This window comes from Streptomyces sp. NPDC033165, assembly GCF_055577965.1.
Genome location: NZ_JBVIPK010000008.1, coordinates 1 through 18,016, shown reverse-complemented (window position 1 = coordinate 18,016; position 18,016 = coordinate 1). Strand labels below are relative to the sequence as shown.

Sequence of the window (18,016 nt, the reverse complement as noted above, 5' to 3'; positions counted from 1 at the left end):
GTCGCCGCCGCAGCGCCCAGACCCGCAACGGCCTCGCCGGTCTCCACCAGGACCACGTCGTCCTCGTGGCCCCCTCCGACACCCCGGGCCCCGACGCCCAGGCGCTCGCCGCCGAGCTGGGCCAGGCGGCGGGCTGCCCCGTCACCGTCGGCGCGGCGGGCCCCGCCACCGGCCCGGCCGAACTGCCCGGCGCCCACAGCGAGGCGGACCGCTGTCTCTCCGCACTCCGTCCGCTCGGCCACACCGGGGGCGGCGGGGCCGTCGCGGACCCTGGCTTCGTCGGCGTACTGCTGGGCGACCAGGCCGACCTGGGCGGCTACGTACGCAGGACGCTCGGCCCCGTACTCGACTGCGACACGGCGCGCGGCACCGACCTGGTCGCCACCCTGGTCGGCTACTTCGCGCAGGGCGCGAGCCTCACCCGGACCAGGACCCTGCTCCACGTCCACGTGAACACCGTGGTGCAGCGCCCGGAACGCGTCGGCCGCCTCCTCGGCCCGGACTGGAACGAGCCGCCGCGCACCTTGGACATCCAACTGGCCCTGCGCCTGCACCGCCTGACGCAGGGCCTGTGGAAGCCCGGCCGCGGTCAGAACTCCACCGCGTCGCGGATCAGCGGGCAGGTCATGCAGTGGCCCCCACCTCGCCCCCGGCCCAGCTCCGCGCCCACGATCGTGATGACCTCCACCCCGGCCCGCCGCAGCAGCGCGTTCGTCTGGGTGTTGCGGTCGTAGGTGAAGACCACGCCCGGTTCCAGCGCCACCGCGTTGTTGCCGCTGTCCCACTGCTGGCGCTCGGAGGCGTAGACGTCCCCGCCCGTCTCGATCACCCGCAGCTGCGGCAGGCCCAGGGCAAGGGCCACGACCTCGGTGAACGGGGTGGAGCCCTCGTCGGTGATCCTGATCCCCGGCGCCCGGTCCGAAGGGCGCAGTGAGAACGTGTGGACGGCGTCCATGATGCGCGGGTACAGCGTCACGATGTCCCGGTCCGCGAAGGTGAACACGGTGTCCAGGTGCATCGCCGAGCGCAGCTTCGGCATCCCGGCGACGATCACGTGCTCCGCCGCCCCCTGTGCGAACAGCGCGGCCGCGACCTGGGTGATCGCCTGCCGGGAGGTCCGCTCGCTCATGCCCATGAGGACGACGCCGTTGCCGACGGGCATGATGTCCCCGCCCTCGAACGTGGCCCGCCCCCAGTCCTGTTCCGGGTCGCCCCACCAGACCGTGGACCCCCGGAAGTCCGGGTGGAAGCTGTAGACCGCCTTCATCAGCAGGGTCTCGTCGTGCCGGGCGGGCCAGTACAGCGGGTTCAGCGTCACCCCGCCGTAGAGCCAGCACGTCGTGTCGCGGGTGTACAGGGTGTTGGGCAGCGGCGGCATCAGGTACTCCCGGCCGCCCGTGCCCTCGCGGGCCAGCCCCAGGTACGCCGAACGGAACGCGTCCGGCAGGTCGGCGGTGGCCAGCCCGCCGATCAGGTAAGCGGCGAGCCGACGCGGCGTGAGGGAGTCCAGGAACGCGCGGGTGTCGTCGACCAGCCCGAGGCCCACCTCGTTGGCGTCGATCTTCCGGTCCAGCAGCCAGGACCGGGCCTCCGGGATCGCCATGGTGGCGGCCAGCAGCTCGTGGAGCTCGACGACCTCCACGCCCCGGTCGGTGAGCTGGGCGACGAAGTCGGCATGGTCCCGCTGGGCGTTCTCCACCCACATCACATCGTCGAAGAGCAGGTCGTCGGAGTTGGTCGGGGTCAGCCGCCGGTGGGCCATGCCGGGGGCGCACACCAGGACCTTGCGCAGCCGCCCCACTTCGGAGTGGACGCCGAGGGCGGAGGCGGGGGTGGTGCTGGTCATGATGAGCCTTTCGCTCGATGGCGACAGGGAGACACGGCGGTAGGGCGACAGGGAGGTGCGGAGCCCAGGGCGTCAGGGCGGCAGCAGGGCTCGTACGGAGTGGGGTCTCACAGCTCGATCCAGCCGACGGCCAGCGCCGCGACACCGGCGGCGGCGCCGGCGACCGACACCGCGCAGATGACCGCCTCGCCCGGGGAGAAGAGCCTGCGCCCCTGCTCCCGCCGGGACTTGACGAAGAGGAAGGTCGCCGGGGCGTAGAGGATGAAGGAGACGAGGACGAACTTCGGCCCCGCCGCGTACAGCAGGAACGCGGTGTAGAGCGTCGCCACCACGGCGGTCACCAGCTCGCGCCGGGTGGGGCGCCCCACCACGCCGTGGCTCCCCGGCCGCGCCGCGACCTTCACCGCGAAGGCGGCGGCCAGCAGGAAGGGGATCAGGCTCAGCGCGCTGGTCAGATCGAGGGCGAAGTTGAACGCGTCGTCGGAGAACAGCGTCACGACGAGCACGATCTGGCTCAGACACGTGGACATCAGCAGCGCGGCCTCGGGCACGTCCGCCGCCGTCGACCGCCCCAGGAAGCACGGCATGTCCTTGTCCTTGGCGGCGACGAAGAGGACCTCGGCGGCCATCAGGGTCCAGGCGAGGTAGGCGCCGAGCACGGAGACGATCAGGCCGACGCTGATGAATACCTTTCCCCAGGTGCCCACCGCCGACTCCAGCACCTCGGCCATCGACGGCTGCCGCAGCTCGGCGATCTCGGCCATCGGCAGCAGCCCGTAGCTGACGATCGTGACGGACGCGAAGACGGCGAAAACGCTCAGGAAGCCCAGGACCGTGGCCCGGCCGACATCCTCGCGGCGCTTGGCGTGCCGCGAATAGACGCTGGCGCCCTCCACGCCGAGGAAGACGAAGACGGTGGCGAGCATGGTGCCCCGGACCTGGTTGAAGAGGGAGCCCGCGTAGTCGGTCCCGCCGAAGTTGTCCGCGAAGACGGCAGGGTCGAAGTAGAACAGCGCCAGGATCACGAAGAAGACGATGGGCACGATCTTCGCCGCGGTGACGATCCTGTTGATCGCCGCCGCTTCCTTCACACCCCGGCGGATCAGCAGGAAGAACCCCCACAGCCCCACCGAGGAGACGACCACCGCCGTCACCGTGTCGCCGTTCCCCAGCACGGGAGCCACCGCGCCGACCGTCGACATGATGAGCACCCAGTAGGTGACGTTGCCGACGCAGGCGCTGGCCCAGTAGCCGAAGGCCGAGAAGAACCCGAGGTACTCGCCGAACCCCGCTTTCGCGTACGCGTACACGCCCGCGTCCAGATCCGGCCGTCGCACGGCGAGCGCCTGGAAGACGAGGGCGAGCATCAGCATGCCCGCCCCGGCGACGGCCCAGGCGATCAGCGCCCCCGCGGCCCCGGTCTCCTGCGCGAAGCGCCGCGGCAGCGAGAACACCCCGGCGCCGACCATGGAACCGACGACCATCGCCGTCAGCGTCAGCAGGGTCAGCTTGGCTGCCGGTCGTGTCCCGGGCTCGGCATGGCTCATGGTCTCCCTCGTCCGTACGGGCATGGCGCGGGCGGACTGCCTGCCCCGCTCGCCGTTCGCCGCCAGAGGAGAACCTAGCAACCTTATGCGGCTATTAGTCCGGTATGCCGCGCCAGCGATCCGAGGCCCGCACCCGGCGGCCACCGCGCCGGTGAGCGAGCGCGGTCACCGTGACGTTCACCGCGGAGCCGGACCTCCCTCCCGTGGCGCCGACGGAACCGGTGAACTTCACTCGGCGCGGACGGAGGACGAGCGAGACCCTCTCGCGCGATACGGAAAGTGGCGACCCCTAACGTTCGGTAGGAGGCGGCGTCAGGCCGACGTTAAGGATTTCCCGAACTCGTATGGACCCCGTCAAGGTGGTCCGTCGCCGGGCTGAAGTAGAGGTTTGCTCGTATCGGCCGAACGGCCGATTCAATTCCTCACTTCACCACAGGAGCTCGCGATGGCCGATCTGGCCTTCGTCGTCACCACGGTCGCGGTATTCGCGCTGGTGGCCGTCATCGCCCGGGGGGTGACCCGGCTGTGACCGTCGATAACGTTGTCGGCCTTGTCGTGGCCGCCTCTCTGCTGGGATATCTCGTTCTGGCCCTCCTTTACCCGGAGAGGTTCTGAGTACTGAGATGAATTCCCAGGTCGCTGGTGTGCTCCAGCTGCTCGCCCTGATCACCGCTCTCGCCCTCGCTTACCGCCCGCTGGGCGATTACATGGCCAGGGTCTACTCCTCCGAGAAGCACTACCGGCCGGAGAAGTGGATATACAAGGTCATCGGCGCCGATCCGGCCGCAGAGATGCGCTGGCCCGCCTATCTGCGCGGGGTGCTCGCCTTTTCGGCGGTGAGCGTCCTCTTCCTGTACCTGATGCAGCGGGCGCAGGGCTCGCTGCCCGGTTCCCTCGGATTCTCCTCGATCGACCCGGACCAGGCGTTCAACACCGCCGCGTCCTTCGTCGCCAACACCAACTGGCAGTCGTACTCCGGCGAACAGGCCATGGGCCATGTCGTGCAGACCGGCGGCCTGGCGGTGCAGAACTTCCTGTCCGCGGCGGTCGGCATGGCCGTGGCGGTGGCACTCGTACGGGGCTTCGCCCGTTCGCGTACTGGTGAACTCGGCAACTTCTGGGCCGACCTGGTGCGCGGGACCGTTCGCGTCCTGCTCCCCATTTCGGTGATCGGTGCGATCGTCCTGGTCGCCTGTGGAGCCATTCAGAACTTCTCGGGAATCCACTCGGTCGGACAGTTCATGGGCGGTTCGCAGGAGTGGAACGGTGGCGCGGTCGCCTCCCAGGAGGCCATCAAGGAGCTCGGCACCAACGGCGGCGGCTACTTCAACGCCAACTCCGCCCACCCCTTCGAGAATCCCGACCCCCTGTCCAACCTGTTCGAGATCTTCCTCATCCTGCTGATCCCGTCCGCGCTGACACGGACCTTCGGAAGGATGGTCGGATCGCTCAAGCAGGGGTACGCGATCCTCGGCGCGATGGCCGTCATCTGGATCGGCTTCACGGCGTTGATGATGTGGACCGAATTCGCCCACCGCGGACCGGCCTTCGACATCGCGGGCGGGGCCATGGAGGGCAAGGAGACCCGCTTCGGGATCGCCGGCTCGTCGATCTTCGCGGTCGCCACGACGCTGACCTCGACCGGCGCGGTGAACTCCTTCCACTCCTCCTACACCGGCTTCGGCGGCGGCATCACCATGCTCGGCATGCAGCTCGGCGAGATCGCCCCCGGCGGTGTCGGCTCCGGCCTCTACGGCATGCTGGTCATGGCGGTCATCGCGGTGTTCATCGCCGGGCTGATGGTCGGACGCACCCCCGAGTACCTGGGCAAGAAGATCGGCACCCGTCAGATCAAGCTCGCGGCCTGCTACATCCTCATCACCCCGGCCCTCGTGCTCGGCTTCACCGCCGTCGCCATGGCCCTGCCCGCCCCCGCCGACTCGATGACCAACACGGGCCCGCACGGCTTCTCCGAGATCCTGTACGCCTACACCTCCGGCGCCAACAACAACGGCTCCGCCTTCGCCGGGCTCAACGCCGACACCCAGTGGTTCAACACCACCATCGGCATCGCGATACTGCTCGGCCGGTTCCTGCCGATGGTGTTCGTCCTCGCCCTGGCCGGCTCGCTCGCCGAGCAGAGGCCGGTGCCCGAGACCGCGGGCACGCTGCGCACCGACAAGCCCCTCTACGCGGGACTGCTCGTCGGCACGATCCTCATCATCACCGGACTCACCTACTTCCCGGCCCTGGCCCTGGGTCCGCTTGCCGAAGGGCTCGCCTCATGAGCACCGTCACCCCCACCCCCGCCCCCACCCGCGCTCCGCACGGAGACATACCGCCGACCGGTGGCCAGGGGGCTGCCAACCGTGTCGGCAGCGGGCTGTTCGACCCCCGGCAACTGCTGAAGTCCTTCCCGGACGCGCTGAGCAAGCTCGACCCGCGCGTGATGGTCAAGTCGCCCGTCATGTTCGTCGTCCTGGTCGGCTCGGTGGTCACCACCGTGCTGGCGCTCACCGACCCGACCGACTGGTTCGGCTGGGCGATCACCGCCTGGCTCTGGCTGACCACCGTCTTCGCCAACCTGGCCGAGGCGGTCGCCGAAGGCCGCGGCAAGGCCCAGGCCGACACCCTGCGCAAGGCCAGGACCGGCACCATCGCCCGCCGGGTCATCGGCACGAACGAGGAGCGGGTCGCGGGGACGGACCTGCACGTCGGCGACCTGGTCGTCTGCGAGGCCGGCGACACCATCCCCGGCGACGGCGACGTCGTGGAAGGCGTCGCCTCCGTCGACGAATCCGCGATCACCGGCGAGTCCGCCCCGGTCATCCGGGAGTCCGGCGGCGACCGTTCGGCCGTCACCGGCGGTACGAAGGTGCTGTCCGACCGCGTCGTCATCAGGATCACCACGAAGCCGGGCGAGACCTTCATCGACCGCATGATCAACCTGGTGGAGGGCGCCTCCCGGCAGAAGACGCCCAACGAGGTCGCCCTGAACATCCTGTTGGCGTCCCTCACGATCGTCTTCCTGCTGGCCGTGCTCACCCTGAAGCCCTTCGCGATCTACGCGGGCGCGGACGACCAGACATCGCTGATCGTGCTCGCCGCACTGCTGGTATGCCTGATCCCCACCACGATCGGGGCGCTGCTGTCCGCGATCGGCATCGCGGGCATGGACCGCCTCGTCCAGCGAAATGTGCTGGCCATGTCGGGGCGCGCGGTCGAGGCCGCGGGCGATGTGTCCACCCTGCTCCTGGACAAGACCGGAACGATCACCCTCGGCAACCGGCAGGCAGCCGAGTTCCTCGCGGTCACGGATGTGACGGAGGACGCGCTCGCGGACGCCGCACAGCTCTCCTCGCTCGCCGACGAGACGCCGGAAGGCCGGTCGATCGTCGTGCTCGCCAAGGAGCAGTACGGGCTGCGGGAGCGGAGCCAGGGGGAGCTGGCGGGGGCCGAGTGGGTGGAGTTCACCGCCCGGACCCGGATGTCGGGCGTCGACCTGGACGGCCGGAAGGTCCGCAAGGGCGCGACCGGTTCCGTCGTCGCCTGGGTGAAGGAGCGGAACGGCCGTGTCTCCGAGGACGCGCAGGCGCTCACGAACAGCATCTCCCAGGCCGGCGGCACGCCGCTGCTGGTGGCCGTGGAAGACGCTGACGGCGCCCGGGTCCTCGGGGTCGTCCATCTGAAGGATGTGGTGAAGGAGGGGATGCGCGAGCGGTTCGAGGAGCTTCGCCGGATGGGCATCCGTACGGTCATGATCACGGGTGACAACCCGCTGACCGCGAAGGCGATCGCCGAGGAGGCCGGGGTGGACGACTTCCTGGCCGAGGCGACGCCCGAGGACAAGATGGCCCTCATCAAGCGGGAACAGGCCGGGGGCAAGCTCGTCGCGATGACCGGCGACGGCACCAACGACGCACCCGCGCTGGCCCAGGCCGACGTCGGCGTCGCGATGAACACCGGCACCTCGGCCGCCAAGGAGGCCGGGAACATGGTGGACCTCGACTCCAACCCCACCAAACTCATCGAGATCGTCGAGATCGGCAAGCAGCTCCTCATCACTCGCGGAGCCCTGACCACCTTCTCCATCGCCAACGACGTCGCGAAGTACTTCGCGATCATCCCCGCCATGTTCGCCGTGGCGTACCCGTCGCTGGACAGGCTCAACGTCATGGGACTCGCCTCGCCCGAGTCCGCGATCCTGTCCGCGGTCATCTTCAACGCACTCGTCATCGTCGCGCTGGTGCCCCTCGCCCTCAAGGGCGTGCGCTACCGGCCCGCCAGTGCCGACCGGATGCTCCGCCGCAACCTGGGCGTCTACGGACTCGGCGGCATCGTCGCCCCGTTCATCGGCATCAAGATCATCGACCTGCTCCTCTCCCTCATCCCCGGAATCGGCTGATCCGCCATGACCGACAACGCCGTCAGCAACACCGCGCGCGCCCTCGGGGCCGGGCTTCGAGCCCTGCTCGTCCTGACTCTCGTATGTGGGGTGATCTATCCACTCGCCGTGACGGGCGTCGCCCAGACCCTGTTCAGCGACAAGGCCAACGGCTCCCGGACCACGGACAGCAGCGGGCAGGTCGTCGGCTCCTCCCTCATCGGCCAGCGGTACGACCTCCCGCTCAAGGAGGGGGAGGAGTCACCGGCCCCCGACCTGAGGTGGTTCCAGCCGCGGCCCTCCAACGGCCTCGGCTCCAACAGCCTCAACACCCAGTACTCGTTGATCCTCTCCGGCGCCACCAACCGCTCCGGCGACAACGAGGAACTGATCCAGTGGGTGAAGGACGCCAAGGCCGCCGTGGTCAGGGACAACTCGACCGCCACGTACCAGGTCAGGCCGGCGGACGTGCCGGCCGACGCCGTCACCTCGTCCGCATCCGGCCTGGACCCGCACATCTCACCCGCGTACGCGGAGCTCCAGATCCAGCGGGTCGCCGACAGGAACGGGCTCGACGTCCAGCAGGTGGAGGACCTGGTCGCCGACCACACCACCGGCCGGGTCCTCGGCTTCATGGGGGAGCCCCGGGTGAACGTCCTCGAACTGAACACCGCGCTCAGGGACCTGACCCAGAACTGACCGATCCGAGGCGGGGGACCGGACCCCGGTGGCGCGCGGACCCTCCGCGCCCCGCCGGCCCGGTCGCCCGCCCACAACCAAGGAAAGGCCACAGCCCATGCCCCGGGTGCTCGTGGTGGAGGACGACGCACAGCTGGTGCGCGCCCTCAAGATCAACCTCCAGGCACGTGCCTACGAAGTCGAAGAGGCGTCCGACGGAAGGTCGGCTCTCCGGCTCGCCGCGATCCGCCGGCCGGACGCCATCCTGCTGGATCTGGGTCTACCGGACATGGAAGGCGTCGAGCTGATCAAGATGATGCGAGGAAAGAGCCGGGCACCGATCCTGGTCCTGTCCGCACGCCACCTGTCCACGGAGAAGGTGCGGGCCCTGGACGCCGGAGCCGATGACTACGTGACCAAGCCCTTCAGCATGGATGAGCTGCTGGCCCGGCTGCGAGCGGCCACGCGGCGACGGCGGACGACCGCTGAGGCCGAAGCACCGACCGTCGTGACCACGGACGTGTTCACCATCGACCTCGTGGCGAAGAAGGTGCGGCGCGACGCCGCCACCGTCCGGCTCACCCCGACCGAGTGGCACCTGCTCGAAATCCTGGTCAGCCATCCCGGCCGCCTGGTGTCCCAGCGCGCGCTCCTGCGGGAGGTGTGGGGGCCCACGTACGCGGAGAACACCAACTACCTGCGGGTCTACATGGCCCAGCTGCGCCGCAAACTCGAAGCCGATCCCGCCCACCCGCGGTATCTGATCACCGAAGCGGGCATGGGTTACCGCTTCGAGCCCTGACGCCTCATCCAGCACGGAAGAACGAGAAACATCATGGGACGTGGAAAGCTGCGGATCTACCTCGGTGCGGCACCGGGCGTCGGCAAGACGTACGCGATGCTCTCCGAAGCCCACCGGAGGCTGGAGCGGGGCACCGACGTGGTCGTCGGGTTCGTGGAGCACCACAACCGGCCGCGCACCGAGGTGATGCTGCACGGACTGGAGACCGTCCCACGCCACGAGCTGGAATACCGGGGCAGCGCGTTCACCGAGATGGACGTCGACGCGGTCCTGGAGCGTGCCCCGGCCGTGGCCCTGGTCGACGAGCTGGCGCACACCAATGTGCCCGGCTCGCGCAACGCCAAGCGGTGGCAGGACGTCGAGGAGCTGCTCAGGGCCGGGATCGACGTCATATCCACGGTCAACATCCAGCATCTGGAGTCGCTGGGCGACGTCGTGGAGTCGATCACCGGGGTCCGGCAGCGCGAGACCGTGCCGGACGAGGTGGTGCGCCGGGCCGATCAGATCGAGCTGGTCGACATGTCGCCCCAGGCGCTGCGCCGCCGGATGGCGCACGGCAACGTCTACCAGCCCGACAGGATGGACGCCGCCCTCTCCAACTACTTCCGCCCCGGCAACCTCACCGCCCTGCGCGAGCTGGCGCTCCTGTGGACCGCCGACCGGGTCGATGAGTACCTCCAGCAGTACCGGGGCGAGCACGACATCCGCACCACCTGGCAGGCCCGCGAACGCATCGTCGTCGGCCTCACCGGCGGACCCGAGGGCCGCACCCTCATCCGCCGCGCCGCACGCCTCGCGGAGAAGGGCGCGGGCGGGGAGGTGCTGGCCGTGTACATCGCCGCGAGCGACGGGCTGAAGGCCGTGTCGCCGAAGGAGCTGGCCGTCCAGCGCACCCTGGTCGAGGACCTCGGCGGCACCTTCCACCACGTCATCGGCGACGACGTGCCCTCGGCGCTGCTCGACTTCGCCCGTGGGGTCAACGCCACGCAGATCGTTCTCGGTGTCAGCCGCCGCAGGGCATGGCAGTACGTCCTCGGGCCCGGGGTGAGCGCCACGGTCGCCCGCGAGTCGGGCCCCGATCTCGACGTCCACATCGTCACGCACGCCGCCGCCGCCCAGGGCCGCGGGCTGCCGATCGCCCGCGGCGCCCGGCTCGGGCGGGCCCGGATCGTCTGGGGCTGGCTCGTCGGCGTCGCCGGGCCCGCCCTCCTCACCCTGCTGTTCAAGACCGTCGTTCCCGACCTCGGGCTCGCCAACGACATGCTGCTGTTCCTCACCTTCACCGTCGCCGCGGCTCTGCTCGGCGGCATGCTGCCCGCCCTCGCCTCGGCGGCCTTCGGCTCCCTGCTGCTCAACTACTTCTTCACCACGCCCATGCACCGGCTCACGATCTCCGACCCGAAGAACATCGTCGCCATCGCGATCTTCGTCGGTGTGGCCGTGTCCGTCTCCCTGGTCGTCGACCTGGCAGCCCGCCGTACCCACCAGGCGGCACGTCTGCGCGCGGAGTCGGAGATCCTCTCCTTCCTCGCGGGCAGCATCCTGCGGGGCGAGAACTCCCTCGACGCCCTGCTGGAACGGCTCCGGGAGACCTTCGCCATGGACTCCGTCGCCCTGCTGGAGCGCGACAGCGAGGTCGAGCCCTGGTCGTGCGCGGCGGCGGTCGGCAGCCACCCGGTCGGCCGTCCCGAAGACGCCGACGTCGACATACCTGTAGGCGACAACCTGGCTCTGGTCCTGAGCGGCCGGGCGCTGCGAGCCGAGGACCGCCGGGTCCTGGGCGCCTTCGCCGCCCAGGCGGTCGTGGCACTGGACCGGCAGCGGCTGGTCGGGCAGGCGGAGGAGGCGCGGAAGCTCGCCGAGAGCGACCGTTTCCGCACGGCTCTCCTCGCCGCCGTCAGCCATGACCTCCGTACCCCCCTGGCCGGGATCAAGGCGTCGGTGACCTCGCTGCGTTCCCACGACGTCGCCTGGTCCGAGACCGACCGCGACGCCCTCCTCGAAGGCATCGAGGAGGGGGCGGACCGGCTGGCCGCGCTGATCGGCAACCTCCTGGACATGTCCCGCCTCAACACGGGCACCGTCGTACCGCTGATCCGGGAGACGGATCTCGACGAGGTCGTCCCCATGGCACTGGGCGGTGTCCCCGAGGGCAGCGTGGAGCTGGACATCCCGGAGACCCTGCCGATGGTCGCCGTCGACCGTGGCCTGCTGGAACGCATCGTCGCCAACATCGTCGAGAACGCCGTCAAGTACAGCCCCGAACACCGTTCCGTCCTCGTCTCCGCCAGCAGCCTGCACGACCGGGTCGAACTCCGCGTCGTCGACCGCGGACCAGGCGTCCCCGACGCGGCCAAGGGGCACATCTTCGAACCGTTCCAGCGACTCGGAGACGCCCCACGAGGCGCTGGAGTGGGGCTCGGCCTGGCGGTCGCGCGGGGATTCACCGAGGCCATCGGCGCCACCCTCACCGCCGAGGACACCCCGGGCGGAGGCCTCACCATGGTTCTCGCCCTGCCCCGGACCGCCACCGGACCACCGCCTTCCCCCGCCGGCCACGGTCCTGGGTGACCTGCTGGATTCGAGCCACGGAAGGGGCTGAGTCCGCATGTCTGTCCTCATGTCTGCGGAGCTGTGAAGTCAGGGAGTCCCTCGACGACCCCGGCCTGCCGCTTGTCCCGGTGCGGCGGGCGGTAGGTGTGGAGCGCGGGGTACGTGGTAAGAGAGAGACGGCTACTCTCCGCTACCTCGTATCGCTGAAGGGTTCTGTGCTCACATGCTGACCGACGTATGGCCGTTGAGCTGGAGCGTCGGAGTCTTCCTGCTGGCCATGGCCGTCACCGTGGTGTGCAGTATCCGGCTCGCAGGGGTGGGCGACACCCTCGCCGACCGTACCGGCTGGGGAGAAGCCCTGTTCGGAGCGGTGCTGTTCGGCCTGGTGACGTCCCTCTCGGGCATCGTGATGACCGCGGTCAGTGCCGCGGCCGATCAGCCGGATCTCGCGTACAGCAACGCTGTGGGCGGTATCGCGGCACAGACCCTCGCGCTCGTCGTCGCCGATGCCTTCCTGCGCAGAGTGAACCTCGAACACGCCGCCGCGTCGCTGCCCAACATGCTGTTCGGCTGCCTGCTGATCGGCTTGTTGGGCATCGCCCTGATGGCCACGTTCAGCCCGTCGGTCACCGTTCTGGGCCTGCACCCCGCATCCGTGGTGATGGTGGCCTTCTACGTCGGAGGTCTTCGGCTCATCCGTTCCTACAGCGAACCCATGTGGCGGGCGGTGCCCACGAAGGACACGGTTTCCGACGTCGCGAGCGAAGACACCGAGGGACTCGGCGGTCACCGGACATCGCGGCTGTGGAGCGAGTTCCTGGCCGTGGCGGTCCTCGTCGTGGCCGGCGGGTGGGCGGTGGCCCGCGCCGCGGAGGGCATCGTCGAACACACCGGCCTGAGCGCCGGTTTCGTCGGGGCCGTGTTCATGGGCCTGGTCAACGCCCTCCCGGAAACGGTCACGTCCATCGCGGCCGTCCGCCGCGGAGCCGTCACCCTGGCCGTGGCCGCCATCGTCGGCGGAAACTGCCTGGACGCCCTCAACCTCGTCGTCGGTGACATCGCCTATCGAGGGGGCTCTCTGTTCCACGCCGCCAAGCCGGACGAGCTGTTCCTCACGAGTGGTGCGCTGGTCATGACAGCGGTCCTGCTCGGGGGTCTGCTCGTCCGCCAGAAGCGCGGCTGGCTCAAGATCGGCTTCGACGGCATCCTGCTCATCGCCATCTACGTGAGCACCATTGCCGTGCTTGCCTTCTGACGGCTGCGATCCGCCCCACAATGCTCACAGCGACATCGGGCCACCGGGCCCGGCGTCCGCCGGCCGACGCGACGATGCAGTGCGACGAGACGGGAACAGCACGGCTCGATCTGCCCCAACTGCCGCACCGACGAACCCTCCTGACGACCCCTGCGCATGGGAGCCAGGGCTGCTCCGGCTCCCAGGGCCACGTGCCCGTGTCGTCACCGCATCTGCCGTACGGAGGTTCCGATTCAAGCACTCCACGGCCGTCTCCCTTCTATGCTCTACATGTCTGTAGATCGCGCGCCGGCGGGGCGGAAGTCCGCAACTCCGTGGAGCGCGCCATGAGGAGGGGAACGAGCATGGCTTCGATAGATCTGGACAAGGTGCTGGACAAGGCGTGGGCGGACAAGAGCCTGCCCGAGGTGCTGTCGGCGCCGGTGTCCGCCCTCAAGGGGGTCTCGGACCGGCAGGGCGACCTGCTCAAGGAAGCGTTCGGCATCAAGACCGTGGCCGACCTCGCCAAGTTGAAGTACGTCGGCTGGGCGCAGGCCTTGGCCGCCCTGGACGAGGCCAAGTAGCCCTCCCCGCTGTAGGAACACGTGGTGCCGCGGACTGGGCCTTCCCCGCGGCACCACCCCCGTACGAACCACATATGCAAGACGAAGGAGAACGCCACGATGGTGTTCAAGCGACTGCTCGGCTCCTTGGGAGTCGGCGGCCCGTCCGTGGACACGGTCCTCACCCCCGGAGCCGCGCTGCCCGGTGGGGGCTTGACCGGGGAGGTTCACCTGAGCGGAGGCCGGGCCGACTTCGACATCGAGCACATCACGCTTGAGCTTCTCGCCCGTGCGGAGGCCGAGCACGACGGTGGCGAGGACGAGGGCATGGTGGTCTTCGAGCGATTCAGCGTCGGCGGCGGCTTCCGCCTGGCCGAGGGTGAGCACCGCACGGTGCCGTTCGCGATCACGCTGCCCTGGGAAACCCCCGTCACCGAGCTTCACGGCCAGCCGCTCGGCATCGTCCTGGGCGTGCGCACCGAGCTCGCGGTGGCCGGTGCCAAGGACCAGGGCGACCTCGACCCCCTCGCGGTCCGCCCCCTGCCGGTGCAGGAGGCGATCCTGGAGGCCTTCGGGCAGCTCGGCCTCGGCTTCAAGTCCGCGGACCTGGAGTACGGCCGGATCCACGGCACTGGTCAGCAGTTGCCGTTCTACCAGGAGATCGAACTCACCCCGCCCCCGCAGTACGCCGACCGGATCACGGAAATCGAGGTGACCTTCCTGGCCGACCCCGCGGGTATGGAGGTCATCCTGGAGGCCGACAAGCGAGGCGGCCTGTTCTCCGAGGGCCACGACGTCCTGGGCCGGCACCGCGTCAGTCACGATGACGCGGATCACTGCGACTGGAACGCGACGGTCGGCTCCTGGGTCGGCCAGCTGGCCGACGCCCACTCCGCCCGCGTCTCCCACCATCCGTACGGGCACGGCGACCTGTATGGCCACCACGTTCACAAGGACGAGCACAGCCACCACGGACACGACGGGCACCACGGCGGCGAACGGTCCGGTCCAGGCATGGGCACCGTCATCGCCGCCGGTGCGGCGGGCCTGGCCGTCGGCGTGGTCGGCGGGATGGTCGCCGCCGAAGCCGTCGACGAGATCGGCGACTTCTTCGAAGGCGACGAGGAAGAGGGCGAGGAGGCGTAAGCCGTCCTGCCTCGGCGGAGCCTACGGGGTGGGCGCGGGCGGCGGGCGGATCGCCGGCCGCGAATGACGCGGGTGCGCTGATCGGCCGCCAGGTACGAGCCGTCCGCGCTTCCGGACATCCCAGGGGCTTTCCGCTGCGGAGGCAGGGAAGGCCCTGACAGCGCTGAAAGATACAAACGCGCTGGTCAGGGCCTACATCCTCAGCACTCGATGATGTTCACCGCGAGACCGCCGCGCGCGGTCTCCTTGTACTTGACGTTCACGTTGCCCGCCATGCTGATCAAGTCCTTGACCTGCGGGTTCATGGTCAGCTGGGTACTCCAGGCGGTCAGCAGGGACTTCTGAGGGATTTTCCGCTGGTGGTCCGGCTCCAGCCACGCGTCCATGGCAGCCAGGCCCCGGAGCCCCGCACCCGGCATGAAGTGAGCGTAGTGGTCGAGCGTGATCTTCGCGGAGGAGTGCCCCAGCCAGGCCGACAGGCTGACGACGGACTCCCCGGCCTCCAGCTGGACACTGGCATAGGTGTGCCGGAGGACGAGGAACATGTCCGACCGGGACAGCTCGACGACGGGGTACCTGCGGATCCGGCCGCCGTACCGCTGGACCTTCTCGCCCACGATCTTGAGGACGCCGGCGGCGGCGAGGGCGGGCTTCCAGCTGCGCTCGTTCCACGTCTTGTAGTGGATGCGGTTGCCCTGCGACGTGGTGAGGACCAGCATCACCGTGACCGGCTTGCGCTGCTTCTCCTCCAGCGTGGTCGTCGGTGCTTCGGGGTTCCGCCAGGGGAGCGTGCACTCCACGGGCGGGAAGCGCCGGAAGTGCGCGCGAGCGCGGGCGGCGAGATTCGGCGAGAGAGGGACCTCGCGGGTCTTGCCGCCCTTGGGCAGACAGAAGTAGGGCCGTCCCTTGGTGTCCCACCTGAGCTGGCGTCGGACGTGGACCACGCCGGCCTCGAAGTCGAAGTCCTCCTCCGCGAGGCCGAAGGCCTCGCCCTGACGCAGGCCGAGGCCGAGCCCCAGGTCCACGGCGAACCGGTACCGTTCCTGGGGCTGGGACCGTACGGCGTCCGCGATGGCGCGCGTCCAGGCCTTCGCCTTCTTCTCCGCCCGACGCGGTCGCTTGACGCTCTGGTGCACCTTGACCGGGTTCCGGAGGAGCCGCTTGTCGTCCACCGCGCTGTTGAGGATGGAGGTGAGATGCCCCCAGATCACCTCGGCCGTCGATCCCTCGACGCGGCGCAGCAGGGCCGCCTTGAACGTCCGCAGCGTTGAGGCGTCGATGTCCTTCAAGGGGACGTCGCCCATGAGAGGGATGACGTGGTTCCATATGCGGCTGCGCATGGGGCCGGCCGTGGACGGCTCGTCCGTACGGCCGGGCCACCAGTGCTCGACGATGTAGTCCGCCACGGAGATCGAGCCGTCGCGGGGGTCGACGAACTCACCCCGCTCCGAGTCGGTCTTCGCCGAGGCAAGCCACTGCTTGGCGTCCTCGCTGGTGGCGAACGACCGGTCCTGGACTCCTGGAATTCCCTTGACGCGATACCGCAGGCCCTTTCCGTAGAGGGCGGTGCGTGCACGCTTGCAGGTCTCCTTGTCCGGTCGCTTCTTGAGCCATCGGTCCTCTATGTAGCCGGCCATGCGGTGGTACTCCCAGGTGTGCTTTGCGGGATCGTGCTTGAGTTGGTCTTGGGAACGTCGTCCGGAGCGGGTTCTTATCCCGGATCGGGCTGTGTTTTTGCTCGATTTCCCGGGTTCGGAAGGATGCCTACCGGGAGCTCCTCACCCGGCGGTGAGGCTTCTGAGCCAGGGGGTTGAGGGCGGAGTTGGACCGTGAGTCGGACATCTCCTGGTCACGCACCCACTGATCTAGGGCTGAGATGCGGTACATGACGCGCCGCCCCATGCGGAAGCTCGGGGGTCCTTGGCGGCGATGCCGCCAGACGTAAAGGGTATTCGGGGACAACCCCAGGTATTCGGCCGCTTTGGGGAGGTTCAGGAAGGCGGTCTCGTGCTGCGGATTGGCATGGGGCATTGACGGACTCCCGTCGCTGAGACGTCGGTGACAGCTTGAGAGTCCAGGGAAAGGGCGATTTGGGTAGGCCGTGATTCCGTGCTACTGGCAGCCCGCACCTACCCATGTGCCTGGGCTTGCCGTGCCCCTTCTTAGACCGTGTCCCCTGTGGTGAGGCGGAGGAGTCGCTTGTAGCAGCAGATGGCTGCGGCGAGGCCGAGGAAGGCCAGGTAGTTGCGGGGATGACGTTCGTAGCCGTGGTTGAGCCGGCGGTATCCGGTCAGCCAGGACACGGTCCGTTCGATCACCCAACTGCGGCGCCCGAGTCGTTCGCTGGACTCGATGCCCTTGCGTGCGATATGGACTCCGATGCGTCTGCCACGGAGCCATTTCCGCAGTTCAGGTAGGTCCTAGGCCTTGTCGGCGTGCAGGCGCTGGGGTTTGAAGTGGCGGCCTCGATGAGGGTCGTGTCTCGTTTGGTGACCGAGCACCATGGGCTTCAGGGCCTGGCTGTCGTGGGTGTTGGCGGCCGAGACGCCGACGAGGAGGGGCAGTCCGGCCGCGTCCGACAGGACGTGCATCTTGGAACCCGCCTTGCCCCGGTCCACGGGGCTAGGACCAGTGAGGTCGCCCCCTTTTTCGCCCTGACGTGGGCGGAGTCGAGCACGACACGGGAGAGGTCGAGCAGGTCGGCGTCGTCGAGGCGGTACAGGATCTCCTCGTGCAGCCGGCCCCACACCCCGGCCCGCGACCAGATCAGGAACCGGCGATGCGCGGTCGACTTCGATATGCCGAAGCAGGGTGGCAGGGCCCGCCAGGAGCAGCCGGACACCAACACGTAGATGATCGCGGCGAACAGCGTCTCATCAGGCGTGTCCTGCGTCCCGCCGCCCTGCGGCCGCACCCTGGACGGCGGGATCAGCGGCTTCGCGATCTCCCACAGCCCGTCCGGAACAATCCCACTCCACGTACCCCGCCCCATGACGGTCTCGACGACCGCCTCACCACATAGGACACGGTCTTAGGGCAGCCACTTTGGGGCGAGCCTCTAAGATCATGGCCCCAGCGTCGTGCATTACCGGGCAGGTCCACAGACTGCCCGACGCGCCGGAAGCTTACGGGGCCATGATCACTCGCCCCAAAGCCGCTCCGCCGACCTACTGAGGTTGAACTGGTGATGTCGTAGGGGCTGACGACTTCTCGCCGGTGCGGTATCACCGGGGTATGCGGTATCCACAAGGGGGCGGGCTGAC

Annotated in this window: 14 protein-coding genes and 2 pseudogenes; 11 read left to right on the top strand and 5 right to left on the bottom strand. The window is 69.1% G+C overall.

Annotated elements, in window-relative coordinates:
- Window positions 1–8: 8 nt before the first annotated feature.
- Window positions 9–572, top strand: a pseudogene (locus ACZ5WC_RS19940) (PucR family transcriptional regulator); the annotation flags it as partial.
- Window positions 573–589: 17 nt separating this feature from the next.
- Here ACZ5WC_RS19940 and ACZ5WC_RS19935 read toward each other — a convergent pair.
- Complete coding sequence (locus tag ACZ5WC_RS19935) at window positions 590–1,846, bottom strand: arginine deiminase (protein ID WP_468542047.1); 1,257 nt, start codon at window positions 1,844–1,846, stop codon at window positions 590–592.
- Between the two features lie 107 nt (window positions 1,847–1,953).
- Window positions 1,954–3,393, bottom strand: a complete 1,440-nt coding sequence (locus ACZ5WC_RS19930; protein WP_468542046.1) for a basic amino acid/polyamine antiporter — start codon at window positions 3,391–3,393, stop codon at window positions 1,954–1,956.
- A 388-nt stretch (window positions 3,394–3,781) separates the two neighbouring features.
- Here ACZ5WC_RS19930 and ACZ5WC_RS19925 point away from each other — a divergent pair, with 388 nt between their 5' ends.
- The 10 genes from ACZ5WC_RS19925 to ACZ5WC_RS19880 all read left to right on the top strand — a co-directional run bounded on the left by ACZ5WC_RS19925 (window position 3,782) and on the right by ACZ5WC_RS19880 (window position 14,753).
- Window positions 3,782–3,922 (top strand): hypothetical protein, encoded by a 141-nt coding sequence (locus ACZ5WC_RS19925; RefSeq protein WP_468542045.1) that lies wholly within the window; start codon window positions 3,782–3,784, stop codon window positions 3,920–3,922.
- Window positions 3,919–4,008 (top strand): K(+)-transporting ATPase subunit F, encoded by a 90-nt coding sequence (gene kdpF, locus ACZ5WC_RS19920; protein ID WP_468542044.1) that lies wholly within the window; start codon window positions 3,919–3,921, stop codon window positions 4,006–4,008. Before ACZ5WC_RS19925 ends, kdpF begins: the two co-directional genes overlap by 4 nt.
- An 8-nt stretch (window positions 4,009–4,016) precedes the next feature.
- Window positions 4,017–5,681 carry a potassium-transporting ATPase subunit KdpA gene (gene kdpA, locus ACZ5WC_RS19915; protein ID WP_468542043.1) on the top strand — a complete coding sequence of 555 codons (1,665 nt, stop codon included), beginning with the start codon at window positions 4,017–4,019 and terminating at the stop codon, window positions 5,679–5,681.
- A complete protein-coding gene (gene kdpB, locus ACZ5WC_RS19910) occupies window positions 5,678–7,798 on the top strand; it encodes a potassium-transporting ATPase subunit KdpB (protein WP_468542042.1) in 2,121 nt (706 codons plus the stop codon). Before kdpA ends, kdpB begins: the two co-directional genes overlap by 4 nt.
- 6 nt (window positions 7,799–7,804) lie before the next feature.
- Window positions 7,805–8,476 carry a potassium-transporting ATPase subunit C gene (locus ACZ5WC_RS19905; protein ID WP_468542041.1) on the top strand — a complete coding sequence of 224 codons (672 nt, stop codon included), beginning with the start codon at window positions 7,805–7,807 and terminating at the stop codon, window positions 8,474–8,476.
- A 97-nt stretch (window positions 8,477–8,573) separates the two neighbouring features.
- The gene (locus tag ACZ5WC_RS19900; RefSeq protein WP_468542040.1) at window positions 8,574–9,257 is read left to right on the top strand and encodes a response regulator; all 684 of its coding nucleotides are present in this window, start codon (window positions 8,574–8,576) and stop codon (window positions 9,255–9,257) included.
- A 33-nt stretch (window positions 9,258–9,290) separates the two neighbouring features.
- Entirely contained in the window at window positions 9,291–11,828 is a 2,538-nt protein-coding gene (locus ACZ5WC_RS19895; protein WP_468542039.1) for a DUF4118 domain-containing protein, read from the top strand.
- A gap of 205 nt (window positions 11,829–12,033) precedes the next feature.
- A complete protein-coding gene (locus tag ACZ5WC_RS19890; RefSeq protein WP_468542038.1) occupies window positions 12,034–13,065 on the top strand; it encodes a sodium:calcium antiporter in 1,032 nt (343 codons plus the stop codon).
- A gap of 344 nt (window positions 13,066–13,409) precedes the next feature.
- Window positions 13,410–13,628 carry a hypothetical protein gene (locus ACZ5WC_RS19885; RefSeq protein ID WP_468542037.1) on the top strand — a complete coding sequence of 73 codons (219 nt, stop codon included), beginning with the start codon at window positions 13,410–13,412 and terminating at the stop codon, window positions 13,626–13,628.
- 99 nt (window positions 13,629–13,727) lie between these two features.
- Window positions 13,728–14,753 carry a sporulation protein gene (locus ACZ5WC_RS19880; RefSeq protein WP_468542036.1) on the top strand — a complete coding sequence of 342 codons (1,026 nt, stop codon included), beginning with the start codon at window positions 13,728–13,730 and terminating at the stop codon, window positions 14,751–14,753.
- A 200-nt stretch (window positions 14,754–14,953) separates the two neighbouring features.
- On the opposite strand, the gene ACZ5WC_RS19875 is transcribed toward ACZ5WC_RS19880, so the two are convergent.
- The 3 genes and pseudogenes from ACZ5WC_RS19875 to ACZ5WC_RS19865 all read right to left on the bottom strand — a co-directional run bounded on the left by ACZ5WC_RS19875 (window position 14,954) and on the right by ACZ5WC_RS19865 (window position 17,745).
- Window positions 14,954–16,390, bottom strand: coding sequence for a tyrosine-type recombinase/integrase (locus tag ACZ5WC_RS19875; RefSeq protein ID WP_468542035.1), 1,437 nt, complete (start codon window positions 16,388–16,390; stop codon window positions 14,954–14,956).
- A gap of 127 nt (window positions 16,391–16,517) precedes the next feature.
- The gene (locus tag ACZ5WC_RS19870; RefSeq protein ID WP_468542034.1) at window positions 16,518–16,784 is read right to left on the bottom strand and encodes a helix-turn-helix transcriptional regulator; all 267 of its coding nucleotides are present in this window, start codon (window positions 16,782–16,784) and stop codon (window positions 16,518–16,520) included.
- 131 nt (window positions 16,785–16,915) lie between these two features.
- A pseudogene (locus ACZ5WC_RS19865) lies at window positions 16,916–17,745 on the bottom strand (IS5 family transposase).
- Window positions 17,746–18,016: the final 271 nt, after the last annotated feature.

Bases quoted from the DNA above. Each gene is read 5' to 3' on its own strand.
- ACZ5WC_RS19935 (WP_468542047.1), bottom strand. From the start codon at position 1,846: ATGACCAGCACCACCCCCGCCTCCGCCCTCGGCGTCCACTCCGAAGTG.
- ACZ5WC_RS19930 (WP_468542046.1), bottom strand. From the start codon at position 3,393: ATGAGCCATGCCGAGCCCGGGACACGACCGGCAGCCAAGCTGACCCTG.
- kdpA (WP_468542043.1), top strand. From the start codon at position 4,017: ATGAATTCCCAGGTCGCTGGTGTGCTCCAGCTGCTCGCCCTGATCACC.
- kdpB (WP_468542042.1), top strand. From the start codon at position 5,678: ATGAGCACCGTCACCCCCACCCCCGCCCCCACCCGCGCTCCGCACGGA.
- ACZ5WC_RS19905 (WP_468542041.1), top strand. From the start codon at position 7,805: ATGACCGACAACGCCGTCAGCAACACCGCGCGCGCCCTCGGGGCCGGG.
- ACZ5WC_RS19900 (WP_468542040.1), top strand. From the start codon at position 8,574: ATGCCCCGGGTGCTCGTGGTGGAGGACGACGCACAGCTGGTGCGCGCC.
- ACZ5WC_RS19895 (WP_468542039.1), top strand. From the start codon at position 9,291: ATGGGACGTGGAAAGCTGCGGATCTACCTCGGTGCGGCACCGGGCGTC.
- ACZ5WC_RS19890 (WP_468542038.1), top strand. From the start codon at position 12,034: ATGCTGACCGACGTATGGCCGTTGAGCTGGAGCGTCGGAGTCTTCCTG.
- ACZ5WC_RS19885 (WP_468542037.1), top strand. From the start codon at position 13,410: ATGGCTTCGATAGATCTGGACAAGGTGCTGGACAAGGCGTGGGCGGAC.
- ACZ5WC_RS19880 (WP_468542036.1), top strand. From the start codon at position 13,728: ATGGTGTTCAAGCGACTGCTCGGCTCCTTGGGAGTCGGCGGCCCGTCC.
- ACZ5WC_RS19875 (WP_468542035.1), bottom strand. From the start codon at position 16,390: ATGGCCGGCTACATAGAGGACCGATGGCTCAAGAAGCGACCGGACAAG.
- ACZ5WC_RS19870 (WP_468542034.1), bottom strand. From the start codon at position 16,784: ATGCCCCATGCCAATCCGCAGCACGAGACCGCCTTCCTGAACCTCCCC.